The sequence below is a fragment of the Streptomyces sp. NPDC003300 genome, from assembly GCF_040610915.1.
Lineage (GTDB): Bacteria > Actinomycetota > Actinomycetes > Streptomycetales > Streptomycetaceae > Actinacidiphila.
Map to the genome: position 1 here is coordinate 96,520 of NZ_JBEXNE010000009.1, position 22,948 is coordinate 119,467.

Here is a 22,948-nt window from a genome sequence, read left to right on the forward strand (position 1 = left end):
GCACGCGATCAGCACGGTACCGGCAGCCGCCTCGCCTTTCGCCGGGGGTGGGGGCAGCTGTCACCGCAACGTGACATGAGAGGAGCATGAGACCTGCGGTAAGCCTGCCCCCTGTTCCGCCCCGCACCCATCCTTCAGGGCGGGGCGCTGGCGGGTTCGTTGCCGTGGGCGGTGAGCTGATCTTTTCAGGGGCGCGGGGAACGCACCTTCCTGTGTCCCAGATGGCGGCGGCTCGCCGGGGGGAACGGTTTTGCGGGGAGAGGACGGCGTCAGCCGTAGCTTCGGGGGCGGAGAAGCCGACCTTGGGAGGGGCCGCATGCGCACGCGTACCGCCGCCGTCGCCGTGACGACGGGCCTGCTCGCGGCAGCGACGTGTCTGCCGGACGGAAGCGCCGCAGCCGCGACCGGCAGATTCTCGTACACGTTCATGACGCGGCAGGGGCCGCTGACCAGTGTGCTGACCGACCCGCCGAGCGGGCAGTGCCTCGTGCTGCCGGAGGTGATCGGGCCGAGGGCGTACGGAGCGGCGTACGCGCCGTGGAACGAGACGGGGGAGACGGTGCGGGTCTATACGGGGGCGGACTGCACCGGGGGGTACGCGACGCTGGGCCCGCACAGCCGGCGCGCCCCGGAGCAGGTCACGCTGCGGGCGGTGTGGGTGGGGTGACGGCGGGCTCGCGGGGGAGGTCGAGCGAGAAGTGGGTGCGGTAGGCGGCGAGCACGGCCTCGGCGTCGGGGAGTTCGCGCTCCTCGCGCGTGCCGGAGGCGGTGAGGACGAGGGTGCGCCCGCTGAGCGTCGCGCGCCCCTCGGGGGTGAGGCGGGAGCAGATGAGGGACGTGCGGAAGTGCGAGACGGGCGAGGTGCGCTGCCACCAGCAGGTGGCCTCGAAGTCCGCCAGCAGCCGGGGCCGCCGCTCCAGCAGATACTGCGGCTCACCGTCGCGCACGACGACAAGATCCCCCGCGTCCGAGTGGGCGTCGGCGTCGGCGTCGGCATCGGCGTCCGCGATCCGGAACACCCCTCCCGGATCGACCTGTTCACCCCGCTCGGCGTAGCGCAGCGGAAAGTGACTGTGGCGGCCGAAGCCGACATCGGCCAGCCACGTCTCGCCGTCCGCCGTCCGTACCCGCAGCGCGAGATGGTCGTACGGCGGCCCGACGCGGCCGTCCTTCCCGTACACCCGCGCGGCCAGCAGCTCCACCCCGTAGCCGAGCGAGCGCAGCAGCGCGCCGAAGGCGCCGTTCAACTCGTAGCAGAATCCGCCCCGTCGGTCCGTGACGACCTTCTCGAAGAGCGCGGGCTCGGTGAGCACGATGTCCTGGCCGAGGTGGATCGACAGGTTCTCGAAGGGGACGGCGAGCTGGTGCCGCAGGTGCAGTTCGCGCAGCCCCGCCGCGTCGGGGACGGCGGGCCGTTCGGCCCCGATGCGCTGGAGGTAGGCGTCTGCCTGCGAGGAGTCCATGCGCTCCTTTATACGTCCGCCCGCCCCGGCATCGGTGATCCCGGCCCTCAGACGAGCAGGTCCGCCAGGACATCCGTGGCCCGCACCACCCAGTCCGGATCACCGTGCCGCCGCCCCCACACGGCGGCCGTCACCGCGCGGTACTGCGCCCAGCGGCGGGCCCGTTCGCGGTCGATCCCGGCCGCGTCGGCGAAGACCGCGACGCGGCGCAGCAGGGCCGCCTTGAAGTCGGGCGCGGCCAGCAGGTCCTCGTAGCGGCCGCGCAGCAGCGTGGCCGTGTCGTACGCCGGGTCGCCGACGTACCCCTTGGGGTCGATGGCTAGCCACGGCTCGCGTGCGGAGGCCAGCACATTGGTGAAGTGCAGGTCGCCGTGGACGAGGGTGTCCGGCTCGTCGGGGCCCAGCTCCGCGAGGGTGGCGAGCGCGGCGTCGACGGTACGGGCGGGCAGCGGCTGCGCCAACTCGGCGAGGTCCGCGCGCAGTTCGGTCGCCCAGGGCTCCGCCTGGTCGCGCAGCCTGGGCAGTTCGGCGGGCGCGGGCACGGCCAGCCGCCGCGCCAGGGCGCCCGCGAGGGCCACCGCCTCGTCCTCCACGTCGGGGACTTCGGCGAGCGAGCGCGGCTCGGCCCGCTCCAGCAGCATCGCGAACCGCGCGTCGTCGCGCGCGTACAGCCGGACGGCGCCGCGCCCGCGCCACACGGCGAAGGCGTCCGGCTCGTGGACGTTCCCGGGGTGGGGGAAGGAGACCTTGAGGACGGCGGACCGGCCCTCGCCTTCGCGTACGGGCAGCACCACGCCGACCTGCCCGTGGACGACGGCCGCCTCCGGTACGCAGTCCCAGCGCTGGAGCAGTTCGTCGACGAGCGTCGGCAGCCCGGCGATCCACTCGCGGCCCCGGTCCGCCTCCCGCGCCACCGTGCCGCGCGCGAAGTCCTCGGGAATCTCGACCATCACGTCACCCTAGCCCGCGGCCCGCGCGCGAAGGACGCGAAGAGCGCGAAGGGCGCGAAAGAGGGGCCCGGCCGCGAGGAGGGGAGGCGGCCGGACCCCGGACGGTCAACGCGCCCTGGATCAGGGCGCGTTGACCAGCTCGTACGCGGGCACCTTGACCGTGCGGTGCCCCGGCGTGCCGCCCAGGATCACCTTGCGCAGCGCCACGTTGTTGCCGTAACTGCTCTCCTTGAGCCGGTGGTCGGGGTTGGCGATCACCTGGATGTAGTACGTGCCGTTCGCCAGCTTGCTGATGTCGAAGGACTGGCCGGGGCGGTACTGCGAGTACGTGTCGCCGTTGCCGACGTCCAGCACCTCGCGCACCGACAGCGCGCTGTGCTCACCGCAGGCGGTCGCCAGATCGGTGTTGTTCGGGTGCCAGTTGGCGTTCTTCACCGTGTAGTCGATGGCGTCGGTGTTGGCCAGGCAGAAGGCTTCCTTGCCGCTGCGGACGATCAGCTTCTTGTCGGAGCTCAGCAGCCGGTAGCTGGCGAAGTCCGAGAAGTGCCAGTGCTGGTGGCCGACGCGCGGGTCCCACTCCATGGTGCCGGTGGGCGTGTAGCCGACCTGCTTGCCCTTGGCGTCGTAGAAGTACTGGTAGGCGTCCATCTTCTCCTTGCCGGGAGTGCGGAAGCCGTCCACGACCAGCGGCGCCGGGCCCGCGTCCCACACGGTGGCGCTGAAGGCCAGGTAGTCGGTGCCGGTGGCCGGGGCGTCGCCCTCACCGCCGTCGCTGCCGTCGGTGATCGCGATGCCGTACGCGGGCAGCGCCCGCAGGTCCGGCTTCGGCACGTTGGACGGCACGCCCGCGGCGCCCGTCGGCCGGTGCGCGGCGGCCCTGAGCGTGCCCGGCGCGGAGCCCGCGCGCGGCTGTCCGCCCGGCAGCGCGGCCGACATCCGCGACCGCGCCGCGCCCGACCCGTCCTGCACGGTCCGCACGGTCACCTTCACCGTCGGCTGGTCGTTCGGAATCCCGAACACGTCCCGGTACTTCTTCGCCACGGAGATCTTCGCGGTGTACGTGCCGGCCTTCAGGTCGACCCCGCCGTCCGGGCCGATGCCCTGCGAGGCCGCCGCGGCCCAGCCCTTCTGGACGCCCCACACCGAGCCGAGCGTGAACGGGTTGTCGGAGCAGCCGTCCGGGTACGGCGAGGTGGCCGGGGCGTCCGGACGGATGCGGCCCGACGCGGAGTTCGGGCAGAAGGTGTCGCTGGTGCTCGCGACCTTCACGCCCTTGCTGTCGGTGATGGTCACCTGGAGGAAGCCCGGCAGCCCAGCGAAGTCCTTGACCAGCCCGGCGGGCAGCTTCTTCGTGACCGTCTTCGAGCCGCCGCGCGTCACCTGCGCGACGACCACCGGGTCCTTGTACGACTTACGGGTCACGCGGAGTTCGAACGGCGCCTTGTCGGCGGTGAGGTACGCGCCGAGGTCCAGGTAGACGCCGGTGTCGCCGTCGTAGCGGTCAGCGGTGATCGAGGTGGAGGCGGCCACCAGCTTCAGCTTGGGGGTCACGGGCGTCGCCGCTCCGGCGCCGGGTGCGGCGCCGACGCCGCCCGCGACCACGGCGAAAGCCGCCGCGGCCACGAGAGCCGAGCGCCTGAGACGTCGGCTGCCTTGGGTATGCGTCATCGAATTCCTCGCGTCCAGGTGCGGTTGGGTCTACCTGCGAACAGGGACGCGAGCGCGCACAGGTTGCCGCGCGGGCGAAAGAACGCCAATTTCTGTCCTGATAATGCCTTTACGGCATGTCGGGTGTACGCGGGCCGCCCCGTGTGCCCGTTCCGGAATCAGCTCGCGCCGAGCGCGGTCATCAGCTCGCGCCGAGCGCGGCCCGGCAGATCGGGCACCGGTCCTTGCCGTCCCACTCGGACCAGCCGAAAGCCTCCGGTGAAAGGGAGAGACCTTCCAATTCCCTGCGCACGGCCACCCGGTAGGTCCACACCGCGCCGAGATAGGGGTGATAGACGTCGTGGAAGGCGACGGACGTCGAAGCGGCCCCCGCCGCGACCGCCCGCTGAACGGCGCGCAGGTGCTCGAACATCGCCTGGCCCGCGCCCGCGACGGCGGTGGAGGCGTCGATGAAGAGCCGCTCGCGCGCCTCGTAGATCCCGGCGTCGTCGAGCGCGGCGCGCGACGCGGCGTCCACGTCCGGCTCCGCGCCCGGATTCTGGGCGATCCGGCGCAGGCCCGCGTGGCAGACCCCGGTGGCGCTGATGAAGTCGATGTAGACCGCCCGGCGCCGCGCGTCGGTGCCCCGGCCGTCCTCGTGGCGGCGGCGCAAATGGTCGGCGAGCACGGTGCCGGAAATGGCGATGCCACCGCCGCTGAGCGTCGCGACGAGCGTTCCCCAGTCCACATCTGCCCCCAGTGATGCTCCGCGCCGCCGGTCCCCGTGCCGGGCCCGGCGGAATTCCGCCGCCGGTCCCGGAGATGATCACGACATCGGCACCGGAAATCTACGCGTGGACGTGGACTTGACCAAGTCATGACGATTTGGTGAGGCCGCCACGCGAACGTACTGACCGGTACGTTCGTATTTCTGGTATGACGCTCCCGCAGACGAAGCCCCCATTGCGCAAATACCGCGACGTGGCACCGGAGGAGGACGTCCCCACCACCCGCACGACCGGACTCGACCCGGACTTCTGGTATCCGCTCGCCCGGTCCCGCGACCTCAAGAGCGGCAAGACGCTGGCCGTGAAGTACGCCGGGACGGAGATCGTCCTGGTCCGGCCGGAGAAGGGCGCGCCGTACGCCCTGGAGGACCGCTGCGCCCACCGCCAGGTCCCGCTGAGCATGGGCGTGGTGAAGGACGAGCGGCTGCTCTGCGGCTACCACTGCTGGACGTACGACCGCACGGGCGCGTGCGTGAACATCCCCTATCTGGACCGGAAGCGGAAACTGCCCAACGGCGTGCGCAGTTACGCGTGCCGCGAGGCGTACGGATTCGTCTTCGTCTTCCCCGGCGATCAGGAACTGGCCGAGGTCACGCCGATGCCGGAACTGCCCTCGTACGCCGACCGCCGGTACAAGACGCGCGTGCTCGACCGGGACATCGCCTGCCACTACTCGTTCATGCACGAGAACCTGATGGACATGAACCACCAGTTCCTGCACCGCAGTCTGATGGGCCGGATCCGGGCCAAGCTGCTGGACGTCCGCGAGGGCGAGGACTGGCTGGAGGCCGACTACTCCTTCTCGCGCACCGAGGGCAAGCAGTCCCTCGGCGAGCGCCTGATCATCGGCAGCGGCAACGACGACAAGTACGCGGACCTGATGACGATCCGCACCGGCTACCCGTACCAGACGCTGCGGTACTGGACCGACGGCAAGCGCGAGGAGCCCCCGGCCCTCGACCTGTGGAACGCCTACATGCCCACCGACCAGGCCCAGCACCACAATCACACCTACGGTCTGATCATGATCCAAAAACCCCCGGTCCCCGGCGTGATCCACCTGCTGTGGCCGGTCATCACGCTCTTCACCGAGGGCATCTTCGGCCAGGACCGCGTCATCGTCGAGGCGGAACAGCGCGCCTACGAGAGCCAGGGCGCCGACCTCAACAACGAGGTCTTCCCGATCATCCAGTCCCTCAAGTCGCTCCTCGCCCGCAAGGGCGTGCCGATCCCGCCCGTCGCATGCGGTGGTCCGGCCCAAGGCCCCGCGGACAGGCCCTAAAGACGGGGCCGGGTCCCGGGTGCCGGGCGCGCCCGGTCGTACGCCTCGCGGGCGGCCCGCGTGGCCGGGCGGTCCGACACCTCGGCGACCGGGACGTCCCACCACGCCTCGGCGCCGGGTCCGGGCCGCGCGGGGTCGGTCTCGACGTACACGGCCGTCGCCCGGGGCGACTCGCGGGCGGCGGCCAGCGCGGCGCGCAACTCCTTGGCCGTACGGGCGGTGAAGACCTCGAGGCCGAGGCTGGCGGCGTTGGCCGCGAGGTCCACCGGCAGCGGCTCGCCCGCGAAGGACCCGTCAGGGGCGCGGAACCGGTAGGCGGTGCCGAAGCGTTCGGCGCCGACCTGCTCGGACAGGCCCCCGATGGAGGCGTATCCGTGGTTCTGGACGATCACCACATTGATCGGAACGCCCTCCTGGACGGCGGTCACGACCTCGGTCGGCAGCATCAAGTACGTGCCGTCGCCCACGAGCGCGAACACCTCGCGGTCGGGCGCCGCCAGCTTCACGCCGATGGCGGCCGGGATCTCGTACCCCATGCAGGAGAAGCCGTACTCGACGTGATACTGCCCCACGTCCCGCGCCCGCCACAGTTTGTGCAGGTCACCCGGGAGGGAACCGGCCGCGTTGACCACCACGTCCCGGTCGTGCAGCACCGCGTCCATCGCCCCGACGACCTCGCTCTGCGACGGCGGTCCCTCGCCGCCGCCGTCACCGAAGGCCGCGTCCGTACGGGCGCGCCAGTCGGCCAGCGCCCGGCGCGCTTCGGAGGTCCGCCCCGGTGCCTGATGGCCCGTCAACTCGGCGGCCAGGGCGGCGATTCCGGCCCGAGCGTCGCCGACGAGCGCCAGTCCGGCCATCTTGTGGCCGTCGAAAGAGGCGATGTTGAGACTGACGAAGCGCGCGTCGGGCGCGAAGAGCGCACCGGACGCCGTGGTGAAGTCCGTCCACCGGGTGCCGACGCCGAGCACCACGTCGGCCTCCCGCGCCGCCGCGTCGGCGGGCGCCGTACCGGTGTGCCCGATGCCGCCGAGCGCCTGCGGATGGTCCCACCGCAGCGCGCCCTTGCCTCCTTGCGTCTCGGCCACCGGAATGCCGGTCGCCGCCGCCAACTCGGCCAGCGCGGGCGCCGCTTCGGAGATCCGCACCCCGCCGCCCGCGACGATCAGCGGCCGACGCGCGCCGCGCAGCAGGGCGGCGGCCTCGGCCACCGCGTCCGCGTCCGGCGCGGGCCGGCGCACCTGCCAGACCCGCTCGCGGAACAGCTCGTCCGGCCAGTCGTACGCCTCCGCCTGCACGTCCTGCGGCAGCGCCAGCGTCACCGCGCCCGTGTCGACGGGGTCGGTCAGCACCCGCATCGCCTGGAGCAGCGAGGCGGGCAGCATCTCGGGCCGCCAGATCCGGTCGAACCAGCGCGACACCGGCCGCAGCGCGTCATTGACGGTGATGTCGTACGCCCAGGGCACTTCGAGCTGCTGGAGCACCGGGTCGGCGGGGCGGGTCGCGAAGACGTCACCGGGGAGCAGCAGCACCGGCACCCGGTTGATCGTCGCGAGCGCCGCGCCCGTGACGAGATTGGTCGCGCCGGGACCGATCGACGTCGTGCACGCCATCGCCGAGAGCCCGTGCCGGGTCCTGGCGTAGCCGACGGCCGCGTGCACCATCGCCTGCTCGTTGCGCCCCTGGTGGTACGGCATCGCCTCGGGCCCGGCCGCCAGCAGCGCCTGGCCGACGCCCGCGACATTGCCGTGCCCGAAGATGCCCCACATCCCGGCCACCGACCGGTGGCGCACGCCGTCCCGCTCGGTGAACTGGACGGACAGGAACCGGACGAGGGCCTGTGCGACGGTGAGTCTGACGCTCATACGGTGCCGCCCTCCTGCTTCGTGACCGGCGCCTCGTACAACGGCAGCCGGGGGTCGGGGAGTTGGTCCGCCCATGACGCGCGGACCCACGCGTGTGCCGGGTCGTCGCTGATCAGCCAGGCCCGTTCGGCGCCCGGGCCCGCCATCACGTTCAGGTAGTACATGTCGTAGCCGGGGACCGCCATGCTCGGGCCGTGCCAGCCGTCGGGGATCAACACCGCGTCGCCGGTGCGGACTTCGGCGAGGACGTCGGTGGCACCTGCGGGGGAGGGGTAGACGCGCTGGTAGCCCAGCGCGGCCGGGCCGCCGCCGAACTCGTAGTAGTAGATCTCTTCGAGGACCGACTCGTGCGGGCCCGCCTCGTCGTGCTTGTGCGGCGGGAACGACGACCAGTTGCCGCCCGGTGTCAGCACCTCCACCGCGATCAGCCGGTCGCAGGCGAAGACGCCAGCCGCCGCGAAGTTGTTGACCTGGCGGCTCGCGCCGCCCGCCCCGCGCAGCTCCACCGGCACCGCGGAGGCCGGGCCGTACCGCGCGGGCAGCCGCCGCTCGCAGCGCGCCCCCGCCAGCGCCAGGCGGCTGCCGCCGGGGCTGACGACGGTGACCTCCGCGTCGCGCGGCACATACGCGAAGTCGCTGACGCCGCTGAACACGCTGACCCGGCCGCGCAGTTCGAAGGCGGCCTCGGTGCCGTCGGCCTGCGTCACCGTCACCGCGCAGCCGCCCGCCAGCGGCAGCACGATCCACTCGCTGTCCCCGGCCGCGAAGCGGCGCAGGGCGCCCGGCGCCAGGGTCAGGGTCCGCAGGGACGAGTACGACCAGCCCGCGACGGCCGGATCCACCCACAGGTCGAAGCCGTCCTTTTCCGCGGTGCCCGCGGCCAGATGGGTCACTGGGGCTCAACTCCTTCGGCGGGCGCGGCGGGCGCGGCGGGCGTGCCGGGTGTGGCGGGCGCGGTGGGTGGCGCGAGCACGGTGGGTGGCGCGGGCTCGCGCAGCAGCTCGTCGATCTCCCGGCGGGTCGGCATCGCGTCGGCGCACGCCAGGCGGGAGGCGACCAGGGCACCGGCCGCGTTGGCCGCCCGGAGCACGTCGGGCAGCGGCTCCCCGGACAGCAGGCCCGCGCACAGGGCTCCGCCGAAGGCGTCACCGGCCCCGAGGCCGTTGACGGCCTTCACCGGGACCGGCGGCACCGAGTGCTGCTCGCGGGCGGTTCTGCCCAGCACTCCGGCCGGGCCCTGCTTGACGACCGCCGTCCGCACGCCGCGCCGCAGCAGCAGCCCGGCCGCCGTCTCCGGGTCGCGGCTGCCGACCGCGATCTCCGTCTCGTCCAGATTGCCGACGGCCACCGTCGCGTACGCCAGCGCGCGGGAGTACAGCGCGGGGGCCTGCGCCGGGTCCTCCCAGAAGCCGGGGCGCCAGTCCAGGTCGAACCACACCTCGCCGCCCTCGCGGGCGTCCAGCGCCGCGAAGACGGTCGAGCGCGTCGGTTCCACCGCCAGGGCCGAGCCGGTGATCCACAGGGCCCGCGCCGTCCTGACCGCCGCGCGGTCCAGCGTGTCCGGTTCGAGGCACTGGTCGGGCGCGACCGGGCGCCGGTAGAAGTAGATCGGGAAGTCGTCGGGCGGGAACAACTCGCAGAACACGACGGGGGTTTGCACCCCGGGCACGGTCGTGACCAGCTTGTCGTCCACGCCGAAGCCTTTGAGCGCCGTGCGGACGTACGTGCCGAACGGGTCGTCACCCACGCCCGTCAGCACCGCCGTTCGCAGCCCGAGGCGGGCCGCCGCCACCGCCACGTTTCCGGCCGTCCCGCCGAGCGACTTCGCGAACGTCCGCACCTCCGCGAGCCCCACCCCGCTCTGCTCGGGATAAAGGTCCACCCCCACCCGCCCCAACGTCACCACGTCATACGCCCCGCCCTCAGGAGGGTTCTCTCCCCCGCCCGCCCGCCCCTGTGTCCTCAATCGCCGGACGGGCTCCGAGAGTTGGGGCGTAGAGGGCGTCGGGTCTGGCTGGGCGGGTTGGGGCTGAGAGGGCGTCGGGTCTGGCTGCGGGGGTTGGGGCTGAGAGGGCGCCGGGTCTGGCTGGGCGGGTTGGGGCGTAGAAGGCGTCGGGTCTGGCTGGGCGGGTTGGGGCTGAGAGGGCGCCGGGTCTGGCTGCGGGGGTTGGGAGGGAGGGGGAGCGGGACGCGACTGAGGGGGGTCGGGGGGAGACGCGGTGTGGCTCGGCTGCGGGGGCTGGGATCGGGATGCGGCGGGGCGCGACTGAGCGGGGTGGGGTGGGGCGTTGCCGGCGGCGGGCGGCCGGTGGGGGCGGGTCACGTCGGCCTGGGTCGCGCGCCCGCTTGCGCGCGCGTTGTTCGCAAGGGGCTGGCTCTTGTCGGTAGGGGAGGTCATTGGTGGGTGAGCCAGTGGAGGGAGGCGCGGATGGCGGGGAGGGGGCCTTGGCCGGGGGGTGGGGGGGCGGTGAGGACGGTGTCCTGCTCCATGACGTACCAGCCGGGGTAGCCGGCGGATTCGAGGTGGGTGATGAGGGCGCTGAGGTCGAGGCCGCCCTGGCCGAGGGGGCGGTAGAGGCCCTGCTGGACGGCGGAGGTGTAGGTGGTGCGGCCGTCCCGGACGGCGTCGGCGGCGGCGGGGTCGACGTCCTTGAGGTGGACGTGCGTGACGCGGGAGGCGGCCCGGCGCGCCAGGGCCACCGGGTCGGTGCCGCCGATGAGGAGGTGCCCGGTGTCGAGGCAGAGCCCGATCCGGCTGCCGTCGAGGACGCGGTCGACCTCGGCGGGCCCTTCGACGACGGTGCCGACATGGGGGTGGAGGGCGGCGGTGACGCCGAGCGAGGCGGCGAGGTCGGTGACGGCGTCGAGCCGGTCCAGCAGGGTGCGCCAGCCGTCGGCCGACACGGCGGGACGTTCGTCGTAGCCGTCGAGGCCGGTGGCCGCGGCCAGGACGAGCGTGCGGGCGCCCGCGGCGGTGAAGCGGTCGAGGTCGGCCCGGATGTCCGGCAGCGGATCGTGGCCGGGATCGTGCAGCACGGCGGGCACGAAGCCGCCGACCGCGGTGACGCCGCGGGCGGCCAGCAGCGGCCCCGGCAGAAAGCCGTCGGGCCCGAACTCACTGGCGGTGATGCCCAGCTCCGTCATCTCCGCCAGCACCCGCTCGGGCGTCAACTGGTGCCCCCAGCCGGGCACTTCGCACACACCCCAGGAAATCGGCGCCCCCGCGATCCGCTCCCGCTTCATGCCGTCACCACCTCCGGTGTCCCGTGGACCCGCCCCGCGGGCGCCGCCGTCCTGCCCGGCTCATGCCACCACTCCGCTCACGTCGCCCTCACGTACGCGCATGCCCACGTCGGCGACCGTCACCGGACGTCTCTCGCGGCGCGAGACCTCGCACGCCTCGGCGACGAGCAGCGCGCGCAACGCCTCCCGACCCTCGCAGGGATTCGGCTCCAGGCCGCGTACGACGCGCAGGAAGGCGGCCAGTTCGGCCCGGTAGGCGGCGGCGAAACGGTCGAGGAAGCCGGGCCAGGGCGCCGTGGGCAGGGCCGCGACCGCGACCGGCTCCATCGAGCGCAAGGGCGTCCGCGGGCCGACGCCCACCGCGATCTGGTCGTCGGTCCCGGCCAGCTCCATCCGGACGTCGTACCCCGCGCCGTGGTAGCGGGTCGCCGTCGCCGTCGCGAGGACACCGCCCTCCAGGGTGAGCAGCGCCGCCGCGGTGTCGGCGTCGCCCGCCGCGCGGAAGAAGTCGTCGCCGCCGTTGGCGCCCGCCGCGTAAACCTCGGTGATCTCCCGGCCGGTGACCCAGCGCAGCACGTCGAAGTCGTGGATGAGGCAGTCGCGGTAGAGGCCGCCGGAGAGCGGGACGTACGCGGCCGGCGGCGGCGCCGGGTCCGAGGTGACGGTGCGCACGGTGTGCAACCGGCCCACCCTGCCCGCCCGTACGGCCTCGCGCGCCGCGCGGTACCCGGCGTCGAAGCGCCGCTGGAAGCCGATCTGGAGCACGGCGCCCGCGGCCTCGACGGCGTCGAGCGCCGCCACCGTACCGGCGAGGTCGAGCGCCACCGGCTTCTCGCAGAAGGCGGGGACACCGGCGCGGGCGGCGCGGGTGATCAGCGCGGCGTGCGACGCGGTGGCGGAGGCGATGACGACGGCGTCCGGCGCGCTGTCGAAGAGCGCGTCCACCGAAAGGGCCGCGCGCCCGCCGACCGACGCGGCGACCTGCCGGGCGCGTACCGCCTCGGTGTCGGCGACCGTCACCTCGTCGACGTCCTCGTGGGCGGCCAGCGTGGCGGCGTGGAAGGAGCCGATCCGCCCGGCGCCGATGAGTCCGATCCGCATAGCTGCTACTTGCCCCTTCACCGCGGGAGACGTGCGCGCTGTCCCAACCTCCCGCGCCGCCCGCCCCCTGTCAACGCTTTGTCCGGACATAAGGACTTCCGGTGATCATGGGTGGCCGATACGCTCCCTCCGTGCCCAAGCAGGAGCCCACGCACGCACCCCCGCACGAACCAGGCCGCGAAGCCGTGCCGCCCGGCCGTGGGCGCCCGCAGGCCCGGCCCGTCCACCGCGATCTGCGGCTGGCCGTCGACCGCGCCAGCCCCGTACCGCTCTACTTCCAGCTCGCCCGGCAGCTCGAAGCCGCCATAGAAGAGGGCGCGCTCGCCCCCGGCAGCCTGCTCGGCAACGAGATAGAGCTGGCCGCGCGGCTCGGCCTGTCCCGGCCGACCGTCCGGCAGGCCATCCAGTCGCTGGTCGACAAGGGCCTGTTGGTGCGCCGCCGGGGCGTCGGCACCCAGGTGGTGCACAGCCATGTCGCCCGCCCGCTGGAACTGAGCAGCCTGTACGACGACCTGCTCGCCGCGGGCCGGCACCCCAGCACCCGGGTGCTCGCGAACGCCCGTGGGCCCGCGCCCGCCGCGGTCGCCGCCGCCCTGGGCCTGCCGGAGTCCTGCCAGGTCGCCGTCGTGCACCGGCTGCGCCTCACCCACGGCGAGCCGATGGCGTACCTGTGCAACTACCTCCCCTGCGACCTGCTGGAACCGGCCACCGGCGAGCTGGAGACCAACGGTCTGTACGCGCTGATGCGGCACCACGGCATCACCCTGCACAGCGCGGAGCAGACCGTGGGGGCCCGCGCGGCCACGGCCGAGGAGAGCCGGCTGCTGGCCGAGCCGCCGGGCGCGGCGCTGCTGACGATGCAGCGCACCACGTACGACGACCGGGGCCGCGCGATCGAGTTCGGCTCCCATCTGTACCGGGCCTCGCGCTACACCTTCGAGTTCCGGCTGCTGGTCAGAGCCTGAGGCAGGACCGGTGCGAAGACGCCCGCCGACCGCGTACGGACCCCCTCGCCGACTCCGGGAAGGCACCCTCTACCGCACCCCCGCCAACCCGCCGCACCGGCCCGCCGGGCATCGCGCCGTACCCCTTGACGGATACTTGGGCCGCCGGGATGGTCGCTCGCAACACTCTCATCCCGGCAGTAACAGGAACCGCAGGGAAAGGCAGGGCCTCGTGGCGATGGCAAGGGCGGGAACACGGGTGGTGGGCGTGCTGATGGCGGCGGTGCTCGGCGCGGTCTGCCTGGCCGGGTGCAGCAGCACCGGCGGCAAGCGCGCGGAGGACCGGGCCAAGCAGGCCGCGGCCAACGGCTCCGCCGTCAACACCCCGCACTGGACCTTCGCGATGGTCACCCACTCCGGCGCGGGCGACACCTTCTGGGACATCGTCCAGAGCGGCGCCAAGCAGGCCGCCGACAAGGACAACATCAAGTTCCTCTACTCCAACAGCGACCAGGCCAACGAGCAGTCGCAGCTCGTCCAGGCCGCCATCGACCAGCACGTGGACGGGCTGATCGTCACGCTCGCCAAGCCCGACGCGATGAAGGCCGTCGTGCTCAAGGCGGAGAAGGCCGGTATCCCGGTCATCACGATCAACTCCGGCTCGCAGGAGTCCAAGGAATTCGGCACGCTCGGCCACATCGGCCAGGACGAGACCATCGCGGGCCGCGCGGTCGGCGACGAGCTGAACAAGCGCGGCAGGAAGCACGCCCTGTGCGTGCTCCACGAGCAGGGCAACGTCGGCCACGAGCAGCGCTGCGCGGGCGCCAAGGCCACCTTCTCCGGGACGATGGACAACCTCTACGTCGACGGCACGAACATGCCCGACGTGCAGTCCGCCGTCCAGGCCAAGCTCCAGGCCGACAAGAGCATCGACTCCGTCGTCACCCTCGGCGCGCCCTTCGCGGCCACCGCGGTCAAGGCCAAGGACCAGGCGGGCTCCTCCGCCGAGGTCGACACCTTCGACCTGAACGCGCAGGTCGCCGCCTCCCTCAAGGCGGGCACCATCGGCTTCGCGGTCGACCAGCAGCCGTACCTCCAGGGCTACGAGGCGATCGACCTGCTGTGGCTGTACCGCTACAACGGCGACACCCTCGGCGGCGGCCAGCCCGTCCTGACCGGGCCGCAGATCGTCACCAAGGACGACGCGGAAGCCCTGCTGTCGTACACCAAGCGGGGCACCCGTTGAGCGGGCAGAGCACGCGCACCCCGGACGGCGGCGCCCCCGACCTGCTGGTGAGCCCGGTGGACGACGAGCGGCTGGCGCCGAGATCCGTCGTGCGCGCCCTGCTGGCCAGGCCCGAGCTGGGCTCCGTCGTCGGCGCGGTCGCCGTCTTCGTCTTCTTCTCCGTCGTCGCCGACGCCTTCCTGCGGGCGTCCAGCCTCGGCACGGTGCTGTACGCGTCCTCCACGATCGGCATCATGGCCGTCCCCGTGGCGCTGCTGATGATCGGCGGCGAGTTCGACCTGTCGGCCGGTGTCCTGGTGACCAGCTCCGCGCTGGTCTCCTCGATGTTCAGCTACCAGATGACCGCGAACGTCTGGGTCGGCGTCGGTGTGTCGCTGCTGGTCACCCTCGCCATCGGCTTCTTCAACGGCATCCTGCTCGTGCGCACCAAACTGCCCAGCTTCATCATCACGCTGGGCACCTTCCTGATGCTCACCGGCCTCAATCTGGGCTTCACCAAGCTCATCAGCGGCACCGTCTCCACCAAGACGATCGCCGACATGGAGGGCTTCCCGACCGCCCGCGACCTGTTCGCCTCGCACTGGACGATCGGCTCCGTCGACCTCCAGGTCACCATCTTGTGGTGGCTCGGCCTGGTCGCCGTGGCCACCTGGGTGCTGCTGCGCACCCGCGCGGGGAACTGGATCTTCGCCGCGGGCGGCAACGCGGACGCGGCCCGCGCGGTCGGCGTCCCCGTCGCCCGTACCAAGATCGGCCTGTACATGGCGGTCGCCTTCTGCGCCTGGATCTCGGGACAGCACCTGCTGTTCTCGTTCGACGTGGTGCAGTCGGGCGAGGGCGTCGGCAACGAATTCCTGTACATCATCGCGGCCGTCATCGGCGGCTGCCTGATGACCGGCGGATACGGCAGCGCCATCGGCTCGGCGGTCGGCGCGTTCATCTTCGGCATGACCAACAAGGGCATCGTGTACGCCCAGTGGAATCCGGACTGGTTCAAGTTCTTCCTCGGCGCGATGCTGCTGCTCGCGACGCTGCTGAACGCCTGGGTCCGCAAGCGGGCGGAGGCCGCGGCATGAGCGCAGAACCCGTCCTTGACACGGTCCCCGCGCCCGCCGGCGCCCCGCTGGTCGAGCTGACCGACGTCTCCAAGTCGTACGGGAACGTCCGCGCGCTGCGGGACGTCTCCCTCGAAGTGCGCGCGGGCGAGATCACCTGCGTCCTCGGCGACAACGGCGCGGGCAAGTCCACCCTCATCAAGATCATCGCCGGGCTGCACCAGCACGACACGGGCCGCTACGCCATCGAGGGCGAGGACGTACGGCACAGCTCGCCGCGCGAGGCGCTCGACCGCGGCATCGCCACCGTCTACCAGGACCTGGCGGTGGTCCCCCTGATGCCGGTCTGGCGGAATTTCTTCCTCGGCTCCGAGCCCACCCTCGGCCGCGGCCCGCTGCGCAGGCTCGACGTGGCCGCCATGCGCGCCACCACCCACCAGGCGCTGCTGCGGATGGGCATCGACCTGCGCGACGTCGACCAGCCGATCGGCACCCTGTCCGGCGGCGAGCGCCAGTGCGTGGCCATCGCCCGCGCCGTGCACTTCGGCGCGAAGGTGCTGGTCCTGGACGAGCCGACGGCCGCCCTCGGCGTCAAGCAGTCGGGTGTGGTGCTGAAATACGTGGCCGCCGCGCGCGACGCGGGGCTCGGTGTGGTACTCATCACGCACAATCCGCACCACGCGTATCTGGTCGGTGACCGGTTCATTCTGCTCAAGCGAGGCGCGATGTCGGGCAGCCACCTGAAGAAGGACATTACGCTGGACGAGCTGACCCGAGAGATGGCCGGGGGCAGCGAGCTGGACGAGCTGACCCACGAACTGATGCGCCGGACGACCACCACACCACCGGCGACCGACCCGGAGACCTCCGCTTGAGTGCCAATCGTGAACGTGTGTACCGCGGCGGCGCCGCCAGGGCGACGGTGCTCCAGACCGTCGGCCGCCGCGAGAGGCGCTCGCATCTGACCGCGCCCCGCGTCCCCACCGTCGGTATCGACATCGGCGGCACCAAGGTGATGGCCGGGGTGGTCGACGCGGACGGGGTCATCCTGGAGAAGATCCGCACCGAGACGCCCGACAAGTCCAAGAGCCCCAAGGTCGTCGAGGACACCATCGTCGAGCTGGTCCTGGACCTGTCGGAGCGGCACGACGTGCACGCGGTCGGCATCGGGGCGGCGGGCTGGGTCGACGCCGACCGCTCGCGGGTGCTCTTCGCCCCGCACCTGTCCTGGCGCGACGAGCCGCTGCGCGACCGGCTCGCCGAGCGCCTGCTGGTCCCCGTCATGGTCGACAACGACGCGAACACCGCGGCCTGGGCCGAGTGGCGCTTCGGCGCCGGGCGCGGCGAGGCCGACCTGGTGATGATCACCCTCGGCACCGGCATCGGCGGCGCGATCCTGGAGGACGGCCAGGTCAAGAGGGGCCGCTACGGCGTCGCTGGCGAGTTCGGCCATATGCAGGTGGTGCAGGGCGGCCACCGCTGCGCCTGCGGCAACCGCGGCTGCTGGGAGCAGTACAGCTCGGGGAACGCGCTGGTCAGGGAGGCCCGCGAGATGGCCGCCGCGGATTCCCCGGTCGCCTACGGGATCATCGACCGGGTCGGCGGCAGCATCAGCGAGATCACCGGACCGCTGATCACCGAGCTGGCCCGCGAGGGCGACGCGATGTGCGTCGAGCTGTTCCAGGACATCGGCCAGTGGCTGGGCATCGGCATCGCCAACCTCGCCGCCGCCCTCGACCCGTCCTGCTTCGTCATCGGCGGCGGCGTCAGCGCCGCCGACGACCTGCTGATCAACCCGGCCAGGGACGCCTTCCGGCGCAATCTCACCGGCCGCGGCTACCGGCCGGAGGCGCGGATCGCCAAGGCCGAACTGGGCCCCGAGGCCGGTATGGTCGGCGCCGCCGACCTGGCCCGGCTGGTCGCCCGCCGCTTCCGCCGCGCCACCCGCCGCCGCGTCGAGCGGTACGAACGCTACGGCCGCGTCTACGGACGGCAGGGAGCCCAGTCGTGACCACCACACCCTTCGACCAGGACACCCTGGAGCCGGGCCCCGAGTCCGACGGGGGACCGCCCGCGGACGGCGACGCGGGCCGGGCGCGGCTCGCACCGCCGCCGCGGAACCCGCCGCGCTGGGTCCGCTGGACCGTCGTCCCGCTGCTCGTCCTCGTACCGATCGGGTACGTGCTGATCTCCGCCGAGCAGAGCCGGGACAGCGGGGTCACCAAGCAGAAGGAGGCGGCCCTCAGCCATCTGGAGCTGGCCGTTCCGACCATCCTCCAGCGGCAGATATACCAACTGCCCTTCCCCGACGGCACCACGGGCCCCGGCTACCTGGAGACCAACTCCTGGGACACCAGCGCGCTGTACGTCCAGTTCACCACCACCTCCGGCGGCCTGGACACCTTCCTCGCGCAGGTCGGCAGCGCCCGGAACGTGCTGCGCGGGGGCAAGGACGCGATCACCGCCGCGCAGGCCAGGACGGCGGGCTGGGACTTCCTCACCGGCCGCACGTATGTGGGCATCAGCATGCACCAGGCCGGCGACAAACCGGACCGCAACATCGTGGTGGACCTCACCGACCCGGACGTCCCCACGGTGTACGCGGTCTCCACCGTCAACTTCCGGCACGGCTTCAAGGGATGACGGCGGCGGGGCGCCGATGTCAGGGGCGATGACAACGATGGCCCATGACAGTTTTCGCGGGCCCGCGGAAGCGGGCCACTCGGATTTCGGAAGCACACACTCCACTCGGTAGCGTGAGGCGATGAGCGACTCGACCGACGGCGATCTGGACCCGCGGCCCCCCCTTCAGCACCGCTTCGACGGCCCGGCCGACGCCCCCGTCCTGATCCTGGGGCCGGCCCTCGGCGCCACCTGGCACATGTGGGACCGGCAGCTCCCGGCGCTCACCGAGCAGTGGCGGGTGCTGCGCTACGAGCTGCCGGGCCACGGCGGCGCGCCCGCGCACCCCGCGGCCTCGGTCGACGACCTGGCCGCCCGGCTGCTCGCCGTCCTGGACGACGAGGGCGTCGACACCTTCGGCTACGCGGGCTGCTCGCTCGGCGCCGCCATCGGCGCCCGGCTCGCGCTGCTGCGCCCCGACCGGGTCGCCGCCCTCGCCCTGGTCTCGGCCGCCGCGCGGTACGCCACCGCCGACGTGTGGCGGCAGCGCGGCGTCGTGGTCCGTGCCAACGGCCTGGACCGCACGGCGCTGGCCAGCCCCGAGCGCTGGTTCACCGGCCCCTTCCTCGCCACCCAGCCCGCGATCACCGACTGGGCCGTGCAGATGGTCAGGACCACCGACGCGGACTGCTACATCGCCGGGTGCGAGGCGCTGGCCGCCTTCGACATCCGGGACGCGCTCGGCAGCATCAAGGTGCCGACGCTGGTGGTGGCGGGCGCCGACGACACCGAGACCCCGCCCGCCGACGCCCGGCTGCTGGTCGCCGGAATACCGGACGCCCGGCTCGCGGTCGTCCCGGCCACCGGCCACCTGGCGCCCGTCGAGGAGCCCGTGGCCGTCGGTGACCTGCTGGCGACGCACTTCGGCAGCGTGTGGACCGAGCCGGTGTCCGTGTCGACCGGCGCCGTCGCCGTACCCCCGGCGCCCGTCGTACCGCCGCAGGCCGTCGCCGCGCGGCCCGCCGTGGTGGCGCCCGACACGTACGAGGAAGGGCTGCGGATACGGCGCGAGGTGATCGGTGACGCGGAGGTCGACCAGGCGCTGGCCCGCGCCGAGGACTTCGGCGCCGACTTCGACAGCTTCCTGACCCGCTACGCCTGGGGCGAGGTCTGGTCGCGGCCCGGCCTCGACCGGCGCACCAGGAGCTGCGTGACGCTGACCGCGCTGACCGCCACCGGCAGGCTGGAGGAGCTGGCCGACCACACCAGGGCGGCGCTGCGCAACGGCCTGACCCCGGCGGAGATCGAGGAGGTCCTGCTGCACACCGCGCTCTACTGCGGCCTGCCCGCCGCCAGGGCCGCGGTGGACACCGCGCGTACGGTGATCCGGCAGGAGACCGGGGCGCACCCGTAGCAAGATGGAGGCGTACCGGAAAACGCCCAGCAACCGAAGATCCAGCATCCGAAACGCCCAGCATCCGAGAACCCCAGCACCCCAGCACCCCAGCACCCGAGTACCAGAGAAGCCAGAACGCGCTGCCGAGGACGGACCCTGTGAAGCTCACGAAGAAGCGCCACGCCTGCATCCGGCTGGAGAAGGACGGGCGCACGCTCGTCATCGATCCGGGCACCTTCAGCGAGGAGGACGCGGCGGTCGGCGCCGACGTCATCCTGGTCACGCACGAGCACCTGGACCACTTCAACGCCGGCCGGCTGCGCGCCGGGCTCGAAGCCAATCCGGGCGCGGAGCTGTGGACCCTGCGCGCGGTGGCCGACGAGGTCTCCGCGGCCTTCCCCGGCCGCGTGCACACCGTCGGCGACGGCGACACCTTCACCGCCGCGGGCTTCGACGTCCAGGTGCACGGCGAGCTGCACGCCGTGATCCACCCGGACATCCCGCGGATCACCAACGTCGGCTACCTGATCGACGGTTCGCTCTTCCACCCCGGTGACGCGCTGACCCTGCCCGGCACCGCCGTGGACACCCTGCTGCTGCCCGTGCAGGCCCCCTGGAGCAAGATCTCCGAGGTCATCGACTACGTCCGCGAGGTCAAGCCGCGCCGCGCCATCGACGTGCACGACGCGCTGCTGACCGACCTGGCCCGGCCGATCTACGACACGCAGATCGGCGGCCTCGGCGGCGCCGACCACGTACGGCTGGCGCCCGGCGACAGCACGCAGGCGTAGCAGCGCCGCCACCGGGTCACTGTCGGACCCACCGGTTAGGTTGGGGAGCATGCGCATCGCGACCTGGAACATCAACTCGATCACCGCCCGCCTTCCGCGGCTGCTCGCCTGGCTGGAGAGCAGCGGCACCGACGTCCTGTGCCTCCAGGAGACCAAGTGCACCGCCGAGCAGTTCCCGCGCGACGAGCTGCGCGAGCTGGGGTACGAGTCGGCGGTGCACGCCACCGGCAGGTGGAACGGGGTGGCGCTGGTCTCCCGCGTGGGCCTGGAGGACGTGGTCGAGGGCCTGCCCGGCGGACCCGACTGGGAGGGCGTGCACGAGCCGCGTTCGGTCTCCGCGACCTGCGGCGCGGTCCGTCTCTGGTCGGTCTACGTGCCCAACGGCCGTGAGGTCGACCACCCGCACTACGCGTACAAGCTCCAGTGGTTCGAGGCGCTGCGCGCCGCCGTCGCGCAGGACGCGGCCGGTCCGCGGCCCTTCGCGGTGCTCGGCGACTTCAATGTCGCGCCGGTGGACGAGGACGTGTGGGACCTGTCGGTCTTCGAGGGCCAGACGCATGTCACCGCCCCCGAGCGCGCCGCGCTGGCCGCCCTGCGCGAGACCGGCCTCACCGATGTGATGCCGCGCCCGCTGAAGTACGACCGCCCGTACACGTACTGGGATTACCGGCAGCTCGCCTTCCCCAAGAACCGCGGGATGCGGATCGACCTGGTGTACGGGAACGAGCCGTTCGCCAAGGCCGTCGGCGACGCGTACGTGGACCGCGAGGAGCGCAAGGGCAAGGGCGCCTCCGACCACGCGCCGGTCGTGGTGGACCTGGAGGTCTGACCGGGGGCCGCCGCGGCGCGCGGGGGCGCTCCGGCGGCCGGTCCCGGCACGCGCGCCTGTGGTCGCGGCGGCACGGCAGGTGCGACGCTGACCGCATGGACATCCCCCTGATCGGCAAGTGGCGCAGAAGACACGGCGTCGCCCGCGGTTTCGCCGTGTACACCGACGGCGCCCCCGACGCGACCGGCGTCGCGGAACTGCTCGGCGAGTGCGAACTGCTGCGCGCCCGCGCCGCCGACGACGGGGTGGACCTGGACGACACCCCCGAATCGCTCGCCGCCCTCGACCAGTTGGCGCCGAGCTGGCGGGACGACGAAGAGGTGCTGTCGGACCTCGGCAACGACGCGGGTCTCTACCTCGGCACCGTCATGGTGCTCACGGTCCCCGACGCGGCGTGGGAGATCCTGCCCAACGGCCAGCCCGTGGTGCGGCTCGCGTCCGGCCGCGAGATCGACACCGTGGCGATCGGCCACGCCTGGGCCGAGAGCGGCAGCCCCGAACTGTCCCAGGTGCTCGCGGAGTCGTCGGAAGACTGAGCCCGTACGGCGGTGCGGCTGTCACCCGATCCAGTGGTCATCACCACACAGTGGGGTGCGGTCCAGGGCGTGTCACCACGCGATGGCCGCGCAGGGCACTAGAGGACGTGCATGATGGCGCCGAAGGTCCCCCTTTTCGCACCAGTCCCCACCAGCTCGGTACCGGAGGCACGACGTGGACTCCCTTCAGCAGCTCCCGAACATCGGGTCGGTCCTGGCCGACCGCCTGCGCCGCGCGGGCGTCGACGACGCGGGCGAACTGCGACGGCTGGGCTCCGGCCGCGCCTTCGAGAAGATCCGGCCCGAACTGCCGGAAGACGCCTGCACGCACACGCTGCTCGCGCTGGAGGGCGCGCTGCGCGGCATGCGCTGGACCGCGATCCCGCAGACCGAACGCGACACCCTCGTCCATCGCGTGCTGGGCTGAGCGCGCGGATGACCCGGGAACCCCTGATCGTCCTGCGCGGAGTCAACAAGCACTTCGGCCCGCTGCACGTGCTCAAGGACATCGATCTGACCATCGGCCGCGGCGAGGTCGTCGTGATCATCGGTCCCTCGGGTTCCGGGAAGTCCACGCTGTGCCGGGCCATCAACCGCCTCGAACCCGTGGAGTCGGGCACGATCACCATCGACGGCGTGCCGCTGCCCGCCGAGGGCCGCGAGCTGGCCCGGCTCCGCGCCGATGTCGGCATGGTCTTCCAGTCCTTCAACCTCTTCGCGCACAAGACCGTCCTGCAGAACGTGATGCTCGCGCCGGTCAAGGTGCGCGGCCGGGGCAAGGCCGAGTCGGAGCGGCAGGCCCGCGAACTGCTGGACCGGGTGGGCCTGGTGGGGCACGAGGACAAGTTCCCCGCGCAGATGTCCGGCGGCCAGCAGCAGCGGGTGGCCATCGCCCGCGCACTGGCCATGAACCCCAAGGCGATGCTCTTCGACGAGCCCACCTCGGCCCTCGACCCCGAGATGATCAACGAGGTGCTGGAAGTGATGCGGCAGCTCGCCGAGGAGGGCATGACCATGGTCGTGGTCACCCACGAGATGGGCTTTGCCCGGTCCGCCGCGCACCGGGTGGTCTTCATGGCGGACGGCCGGATCGTCGAGGACCGGGTGCCGGAGGAGTTCTTCACCGCGCCGCGCAGCGAGCGCGCCAAGGACTTCCTCTCCAAGATCCTGCACCACTGATCAGCACCTGGACC

At 72.6% G+C, this 22,948-nt stretch carries 23 protein-coding genes; 14 read left to right on the forward strand and 9 right to left on the reverse strand.

The annotated features are described in order from the left end of the window. Window positions 1–316: 316 nt before the first annotated feature. On the forward strand, window positions 317–667 hold the full coding sequence (locus ABZX65_RS15785; protein ID WP_355339019.1) for a hypothetical protein: 351 nt from the start codon (window positions 317–319) through the stop codon (window positions 665–667). Here the strand turns inward: ABZX65_RS15785 and ABZX65_RS15790 are convergent. The 4 genes from ABZX65_RS15790 to ABZX65_RS15805 form a co-directional block, all read right to left on the reverse strand. Then, window positions 639–1,463, reverse strand: coding sequence for an arylamine N-acetyltransferase (locus ABZX65_RS15790; RefSeq protein WP_355339022.1), 825 nt, complete (start codon window positions 1,461–1,463; stop codon window positions 639–641). The two genes, ABZX65_RS15785 and ABZX65_RS15790, sit on opposite strands and share 29 nt — an antisense overlap. A 47-nt stretch (window positions 1,464–1,510) precedes the next feature. Continuing rightward, window positions 1,511–2,413, reverse strand: coding sequence for an aminoglycoside phosphotransferase family protein (locus ABZX65_RS15795; protein WP_355339025.1), 903 nt, complete (start codon window positions 2,411–2,413; stop codon window positions 1,511–1,513). A gap of 120 nt (window positions 2,414–2,533) precedes the next feature. Beyond that, window positions 2,534–4,081: a lysyl oxidase family protein gene (locus ABZX65_RS15800; RefSeq protein ID WP_355339028.1), complete on the reverse strand. Its 1,548-nt coding sequence runs from the start codon at window positions 4,079–4,081 to the stop codon at window positions 2,534–2,536. Window positions 4,082–4,262: 181 nt separating this feature from the next. Beyond that, window positions 4,263–4,808: a CchlQ gene (locus tag ABZX65_RS15805; RefSeq protein WP_188285437.1), complete on the reverse strand. Its 546-nt coding sequence runs from the start codon at window positions 4,806–4,808 to the stop codon at window positions 4,263–4,265. A 188-nt stretch (window positions 4,809–4,996) separates the two neighbouring features. On the opposite strand from ABZX65_RS15805, the gene ABZX65_RS15810 reads away from it, so the two are divergent. Next, window positions 4,997–6,130, forward strand: coding sequence for an aromatic ring-hydroxylating dioxygenase subunit alpha (locus tag ABZX65_RS15810; RefSeq protein WP_355339031.1), 1,134 nt, complete (start codon window positions 4,997–4,999; stop codon window positions 6,128–6,130). Here ABZX65_RS15810 and iolD read toward each other — a convergent pair. The 5 genes from iolD to ABZX65_RS15835 form a co-directional block, all read right to left on the reverse strand. Further along, window positions 6,127–7,992: a 3D-(3,5/4)-trihydroxycyclohexane-1,2-dione acylhydrolase (decyclizing) gene (gene iolD, locus ABZX65_RS15815; RefSeq protein WP_355339034.1), complete on the reverse strand. Its 1,866-nt coding sequence runs from the start codon at window positions 7,990–7,992 to the stop codon at window positions 6,127–6,129. The genes ABZX65_RS15810 and iolD overlap by 4 nt on opposite strands. Then, window positions 7,989–8,876: a 5-deoxy-glucuronate isomerase gene (gene iolB / locus ABZX65_RS15820; protein WP_355339497.1), complete on the reverse strand. Its 888-nt coding sequence runs from the start codon at window positions 8,874–8,876 to the stop codon at window positions 7,989–7,991. Before iolB ends, iolD begins: the two co-directional genes overlap by 4 nt. Before the next feature lie 5 nt (window positions 8,877–8,881). Beyond that, window positions 8,882–9,958: a 5-dehydro-2-deoxygluconokinase gene (gene iolC, locus ABZX65_RS15825; protein ID WP_355339037.1), complete on the reverse strand. Its 1,077-nt coding sequence runs from the start codon at window positions 9,956–9,958 to the stop codon at window positions 8,882–8,884. Window positions 9,959–10,386: 428 nt separating this feature from the next. Next, window positions 10,387–11,235 carry a TIM barrel protein gene (locus ABZX65_RS15830; protein ID WP_355339040.1) on the reverse strand — a complete coding sequence of 283 codons (849 nt, stop codon included), beginning with the start codon at window positions 11,233–11,235 and terminating at the stop codon, window positions 10,387–10,389. Between the two features lie 60 nt (window positions 11,236–11,295). Beyond that, window positions 11,296–12,336 (reverse strand): Gfo/Idh/MocA family oxidoreductase, encoded by a 1,041-nt coding sequence (locus ABZX65_RS15835; RefSeq protein WP_355339043.1) that lies wholly within the window; start codon window positions 12,334–12,336, stop codon window positions 11,296–11,298. Window positions 12,337–12,569: 233 nt separating this feature from the next. Here ABZX65_RS15835 and ABZX65_RS15840 point away from each other — a divergent pair, with 233 nt between their 5' ends. The 12 genes from ABZX65_RS15840 to ABZX65_RS15895 all read left to right on the forward strand — a co-directional run bounded on the left by ABZX65_RS15840 (window position 12,570) and on the right by ABZX65_RS15895 (window position 22,934). Continuing rightward, window positions 12,570–13,301 carry a GntR family transcriptional regulator gene (locus ABZX65_RS15840; protein WP_355339500.1) on the forward strand — a complete coding sequence of 244 codons (732 nt, stop codon included), beginning with the start codon at window positions 12,570–12,572 and terminating at the stop codon, window positions 13,299–13,301. 217 nt (window positions 13,302–13,518) lie between these two features. Next, window positions 13,519–14,526 (forward strand): sugar ABC transporter substrate-binding protein, encoded by a 1,008-nt coding sequence (locus ABZX65_RS15845; protein ID WP_355339503.1) that lies wholly within the window; start codon window positions 13,519–13,521, stop codon window positions 14,524–14,526. Between the two features lie 47 nt (window positions 14,527–14,573). Continuing rightward, window positions 14,574–15,602: an ABC transporter permease gene (locus ABZX65_RS15850; protein ID WP_355339506.1), complete on the forward strand. Its 1,029-nt coding sequence runs from the start codon at window positions 14,574–14,576 to the stop codon at window positions 15,600–15,602. After that, window positions 15,599–16,456: an ATP-binding cassette domain-containing protein gene (locus ABZX65_RS15855; RefSeq protein WP_355339046.1), complete on the forward strand. Its 858-nt coding sequence runs from the start codon at window positions 15,599–15,601 to the stop codon at window positions 16,454–16,456. Before ABZX65_RS15850 ends, ABZX65_RS15855 begins: the two co-directional genes overlap by 4 nt. Beyond that, window positions 16,453–17,592, forward strand: a complete 1,140-nt coding sequence (locus ABZX65_RS15860) for an ROK family glucokinase (RefSeq protein WP_355339048.1) — start codon at window positions 16,453–16,455, stop codon at window positions 17,590–17,592. Before ABZX65_RS15855 ends, ABZX65_RS15860 begins: the two co-directional genes overlap by 4 nt. Then, on the forward strand, window positions 17,589–18,224 hold the full coding sequence (locus ABZX65_RS15865) for a hypothetical protein (protein ID WP_355339051.1): 636 nt from the start codon (window positions 17,589–17,591) through the stop codon (window positions 18,222–18,224). The genes ABZX65_RS15860 and ABZX65_RS15865 overlap by 4 nt, the downstream gene beginning before the upstream one ends. Window positions 18,225–18,345: 121 nt before the next feature. Next, a complete protein-coding gene (locus tag ABZX65_RS15870; protein WP_355339054.1) occupies window positions 18,346–19,617 on the forward strand; it encodes an alpha/beta fold hydrolase in 1,272 nt (423 codons plus the stop codon). A 140-nt stretch (window positions 19,618–19,757) separates the two neighbouring features. Next, entirely contained in the window at window positions 19,758–20,390 is a 633-nt protein-coding gene (locus tag ABZX65_RS15875) for an MBL fold metallo-hydrolase (RefSeq protein ID WP_355339056.1), read from the forward strand. A 49-nt stretch (window positions 20,391–20,439) separates the two neighbouring features. Continuing rightward, window positions 20,440–21,219 carry an exodeoxyribonuclease III gene (locus tag ABZX65_RS15880; RefSeq protein WP_355339059.1) on the forward strand — a complete coding sequence of 260 codons (780 nt, stop codon included), beginning with the start codon at window positions 20,440–20,442 and terminating at the stop codon, window positions 21,217–21,219. Between the two features lie 95 nt (window positions 21,220–21,314). Beyond that, the gene (locus ABZX65_RS15885) at window positions 21,315–21,755 is read left to right on the forward strand and encodes a DUF6278 family protein (protein WP_355339062.1); all 441 of its coding nucleotides are present in this window, start codon (window positions 21,315–21,317) and stop codon (window positions 21,753–21,755) included. A 175-nt stretch (window positions 21,756–21,930) separates the two neighbouring features. After that, the gene (locus ABZX65_RS15890; protein ID WP_188285422.1) at window positions 21,931–22,182 is read left to right on the forward strand and encodes a TfoX/Sxy family DNA transformation protein; all 252 of its coding nucleotides are present in this window, start codon (window positions 21,931–21,933) and stop codon (window positions 22,180–22,182) included. Between the two features lie 8 nt (window positions 22,183–22,190). Next, window positions 22,191–22,934: an amino acid ABC transporter ATP-binding protein gene (locus ABZX65_RS15895; protein ID WP_188285421.1), complete on the forward strand. Its 744-nt coding sequence runs from the start codon at window positions 22,191–22,193 to the stop codon at window positions 22,932–22,934. Window positions 22,935–22,948 lie beyond the last annotated feature (14 nt).

Coding starts and splice junctions, on each gene's coding strand:
- ABZX65_RS15785 (WP_355339019.1), top strand. CDS start 317: ATGCGCACGCGTACCGCCGCCGTCGCCGTGACGACGGGCCTGCTCGCG.
- ABZX65_RS15790 (WP_355339022.1), bottom strand. CDS start 1,463: ATGGACTCCTCGCAGGCAGACGCCTACCTCCAGCGCATCGGGGCCGAA.
- ABZX65_RS15795 (WP_355339025.1), bottom strand. CDS start 2,413: ATGGTCGAGATTCCCGAGGACTTCGCGCGCGGCACGGTGGCGCGGGAG.
- ABZX65_RS15800 (WP_355339028.1), bottom strand. CDS start 4,081: ATGACGCATACCCAAGGCAGCCGACGTCTCAGGCGCTCGGCTCTCGTG.
- ABZX65_RS15810 (WP_355339031.1), top strand. CDS start 4,997: ATGACGCTCCCGCAGACGAAGCCCCCATTGCGCAAATACCGCGACGTG.
- iolD (WP_355339034.1), bottom strand. CDS start 7,992: ATGAGCGTCAGACTCACCGTCGCACAGGCCCTCGTCCGGTTCCTGTCC.
- ABZX65_RS15830 (WP_355339040.1), bottom strand. CDS start 11,235: ATGAAGCGGGAGCGGATCGCGGGGGCGCCGATTTCCTGGGGTGTGTGC.
- ABZX65_RS15835 (WP_355339043.1), bottom strand. CDS start 12,336: ATGCGGATCGGACTCATCGGCGCCGGGCGGATCGGCTCCTTCCACGCC.
- ABZX65_RS15845 (WP_355339503.1), top strand. CDS start 13,519: ATGGCAAGGGCGGGAACACGGGTGGTGGGCGTGCTGATGGCGGCGGTG.
- ABZX65_RS15855 (WP_355339046.1), top strand. CDS start 15,599: ATGAGCGCAGAACCCGTCCTTGACACGGTCCCCGCGCCCGCCGGCGCC.
- ABZX65_RS15870 (WP_355339054.1), top strand. CDS start 18,346: ATGAGCGACTCGACCGACGGCGATCTGGACCCGCGGCCCCCCCTTCAG.
- ABZX65_RS15880 (WP_355339059.1), top strand. CDS start 20,440: ATGCGCATCGCGACCTGGAACATCAACTCGATCACCGCCCGCCTTCCG.
- ABZX65_RS15885 (WP_355339062.1), top strand. CDS start 21,315: ATGGACATCCCCCTGATCGGCAAGTGGCGCAGAAGACACGGCGTCGCC.
- ABZX65_RS15895 (WP_188285421.1), top strand. CDS start 22,191: ATGACCCGGGAACCCCTGATCGTCCTGCGCGGAGTCAACAAGCACTTC.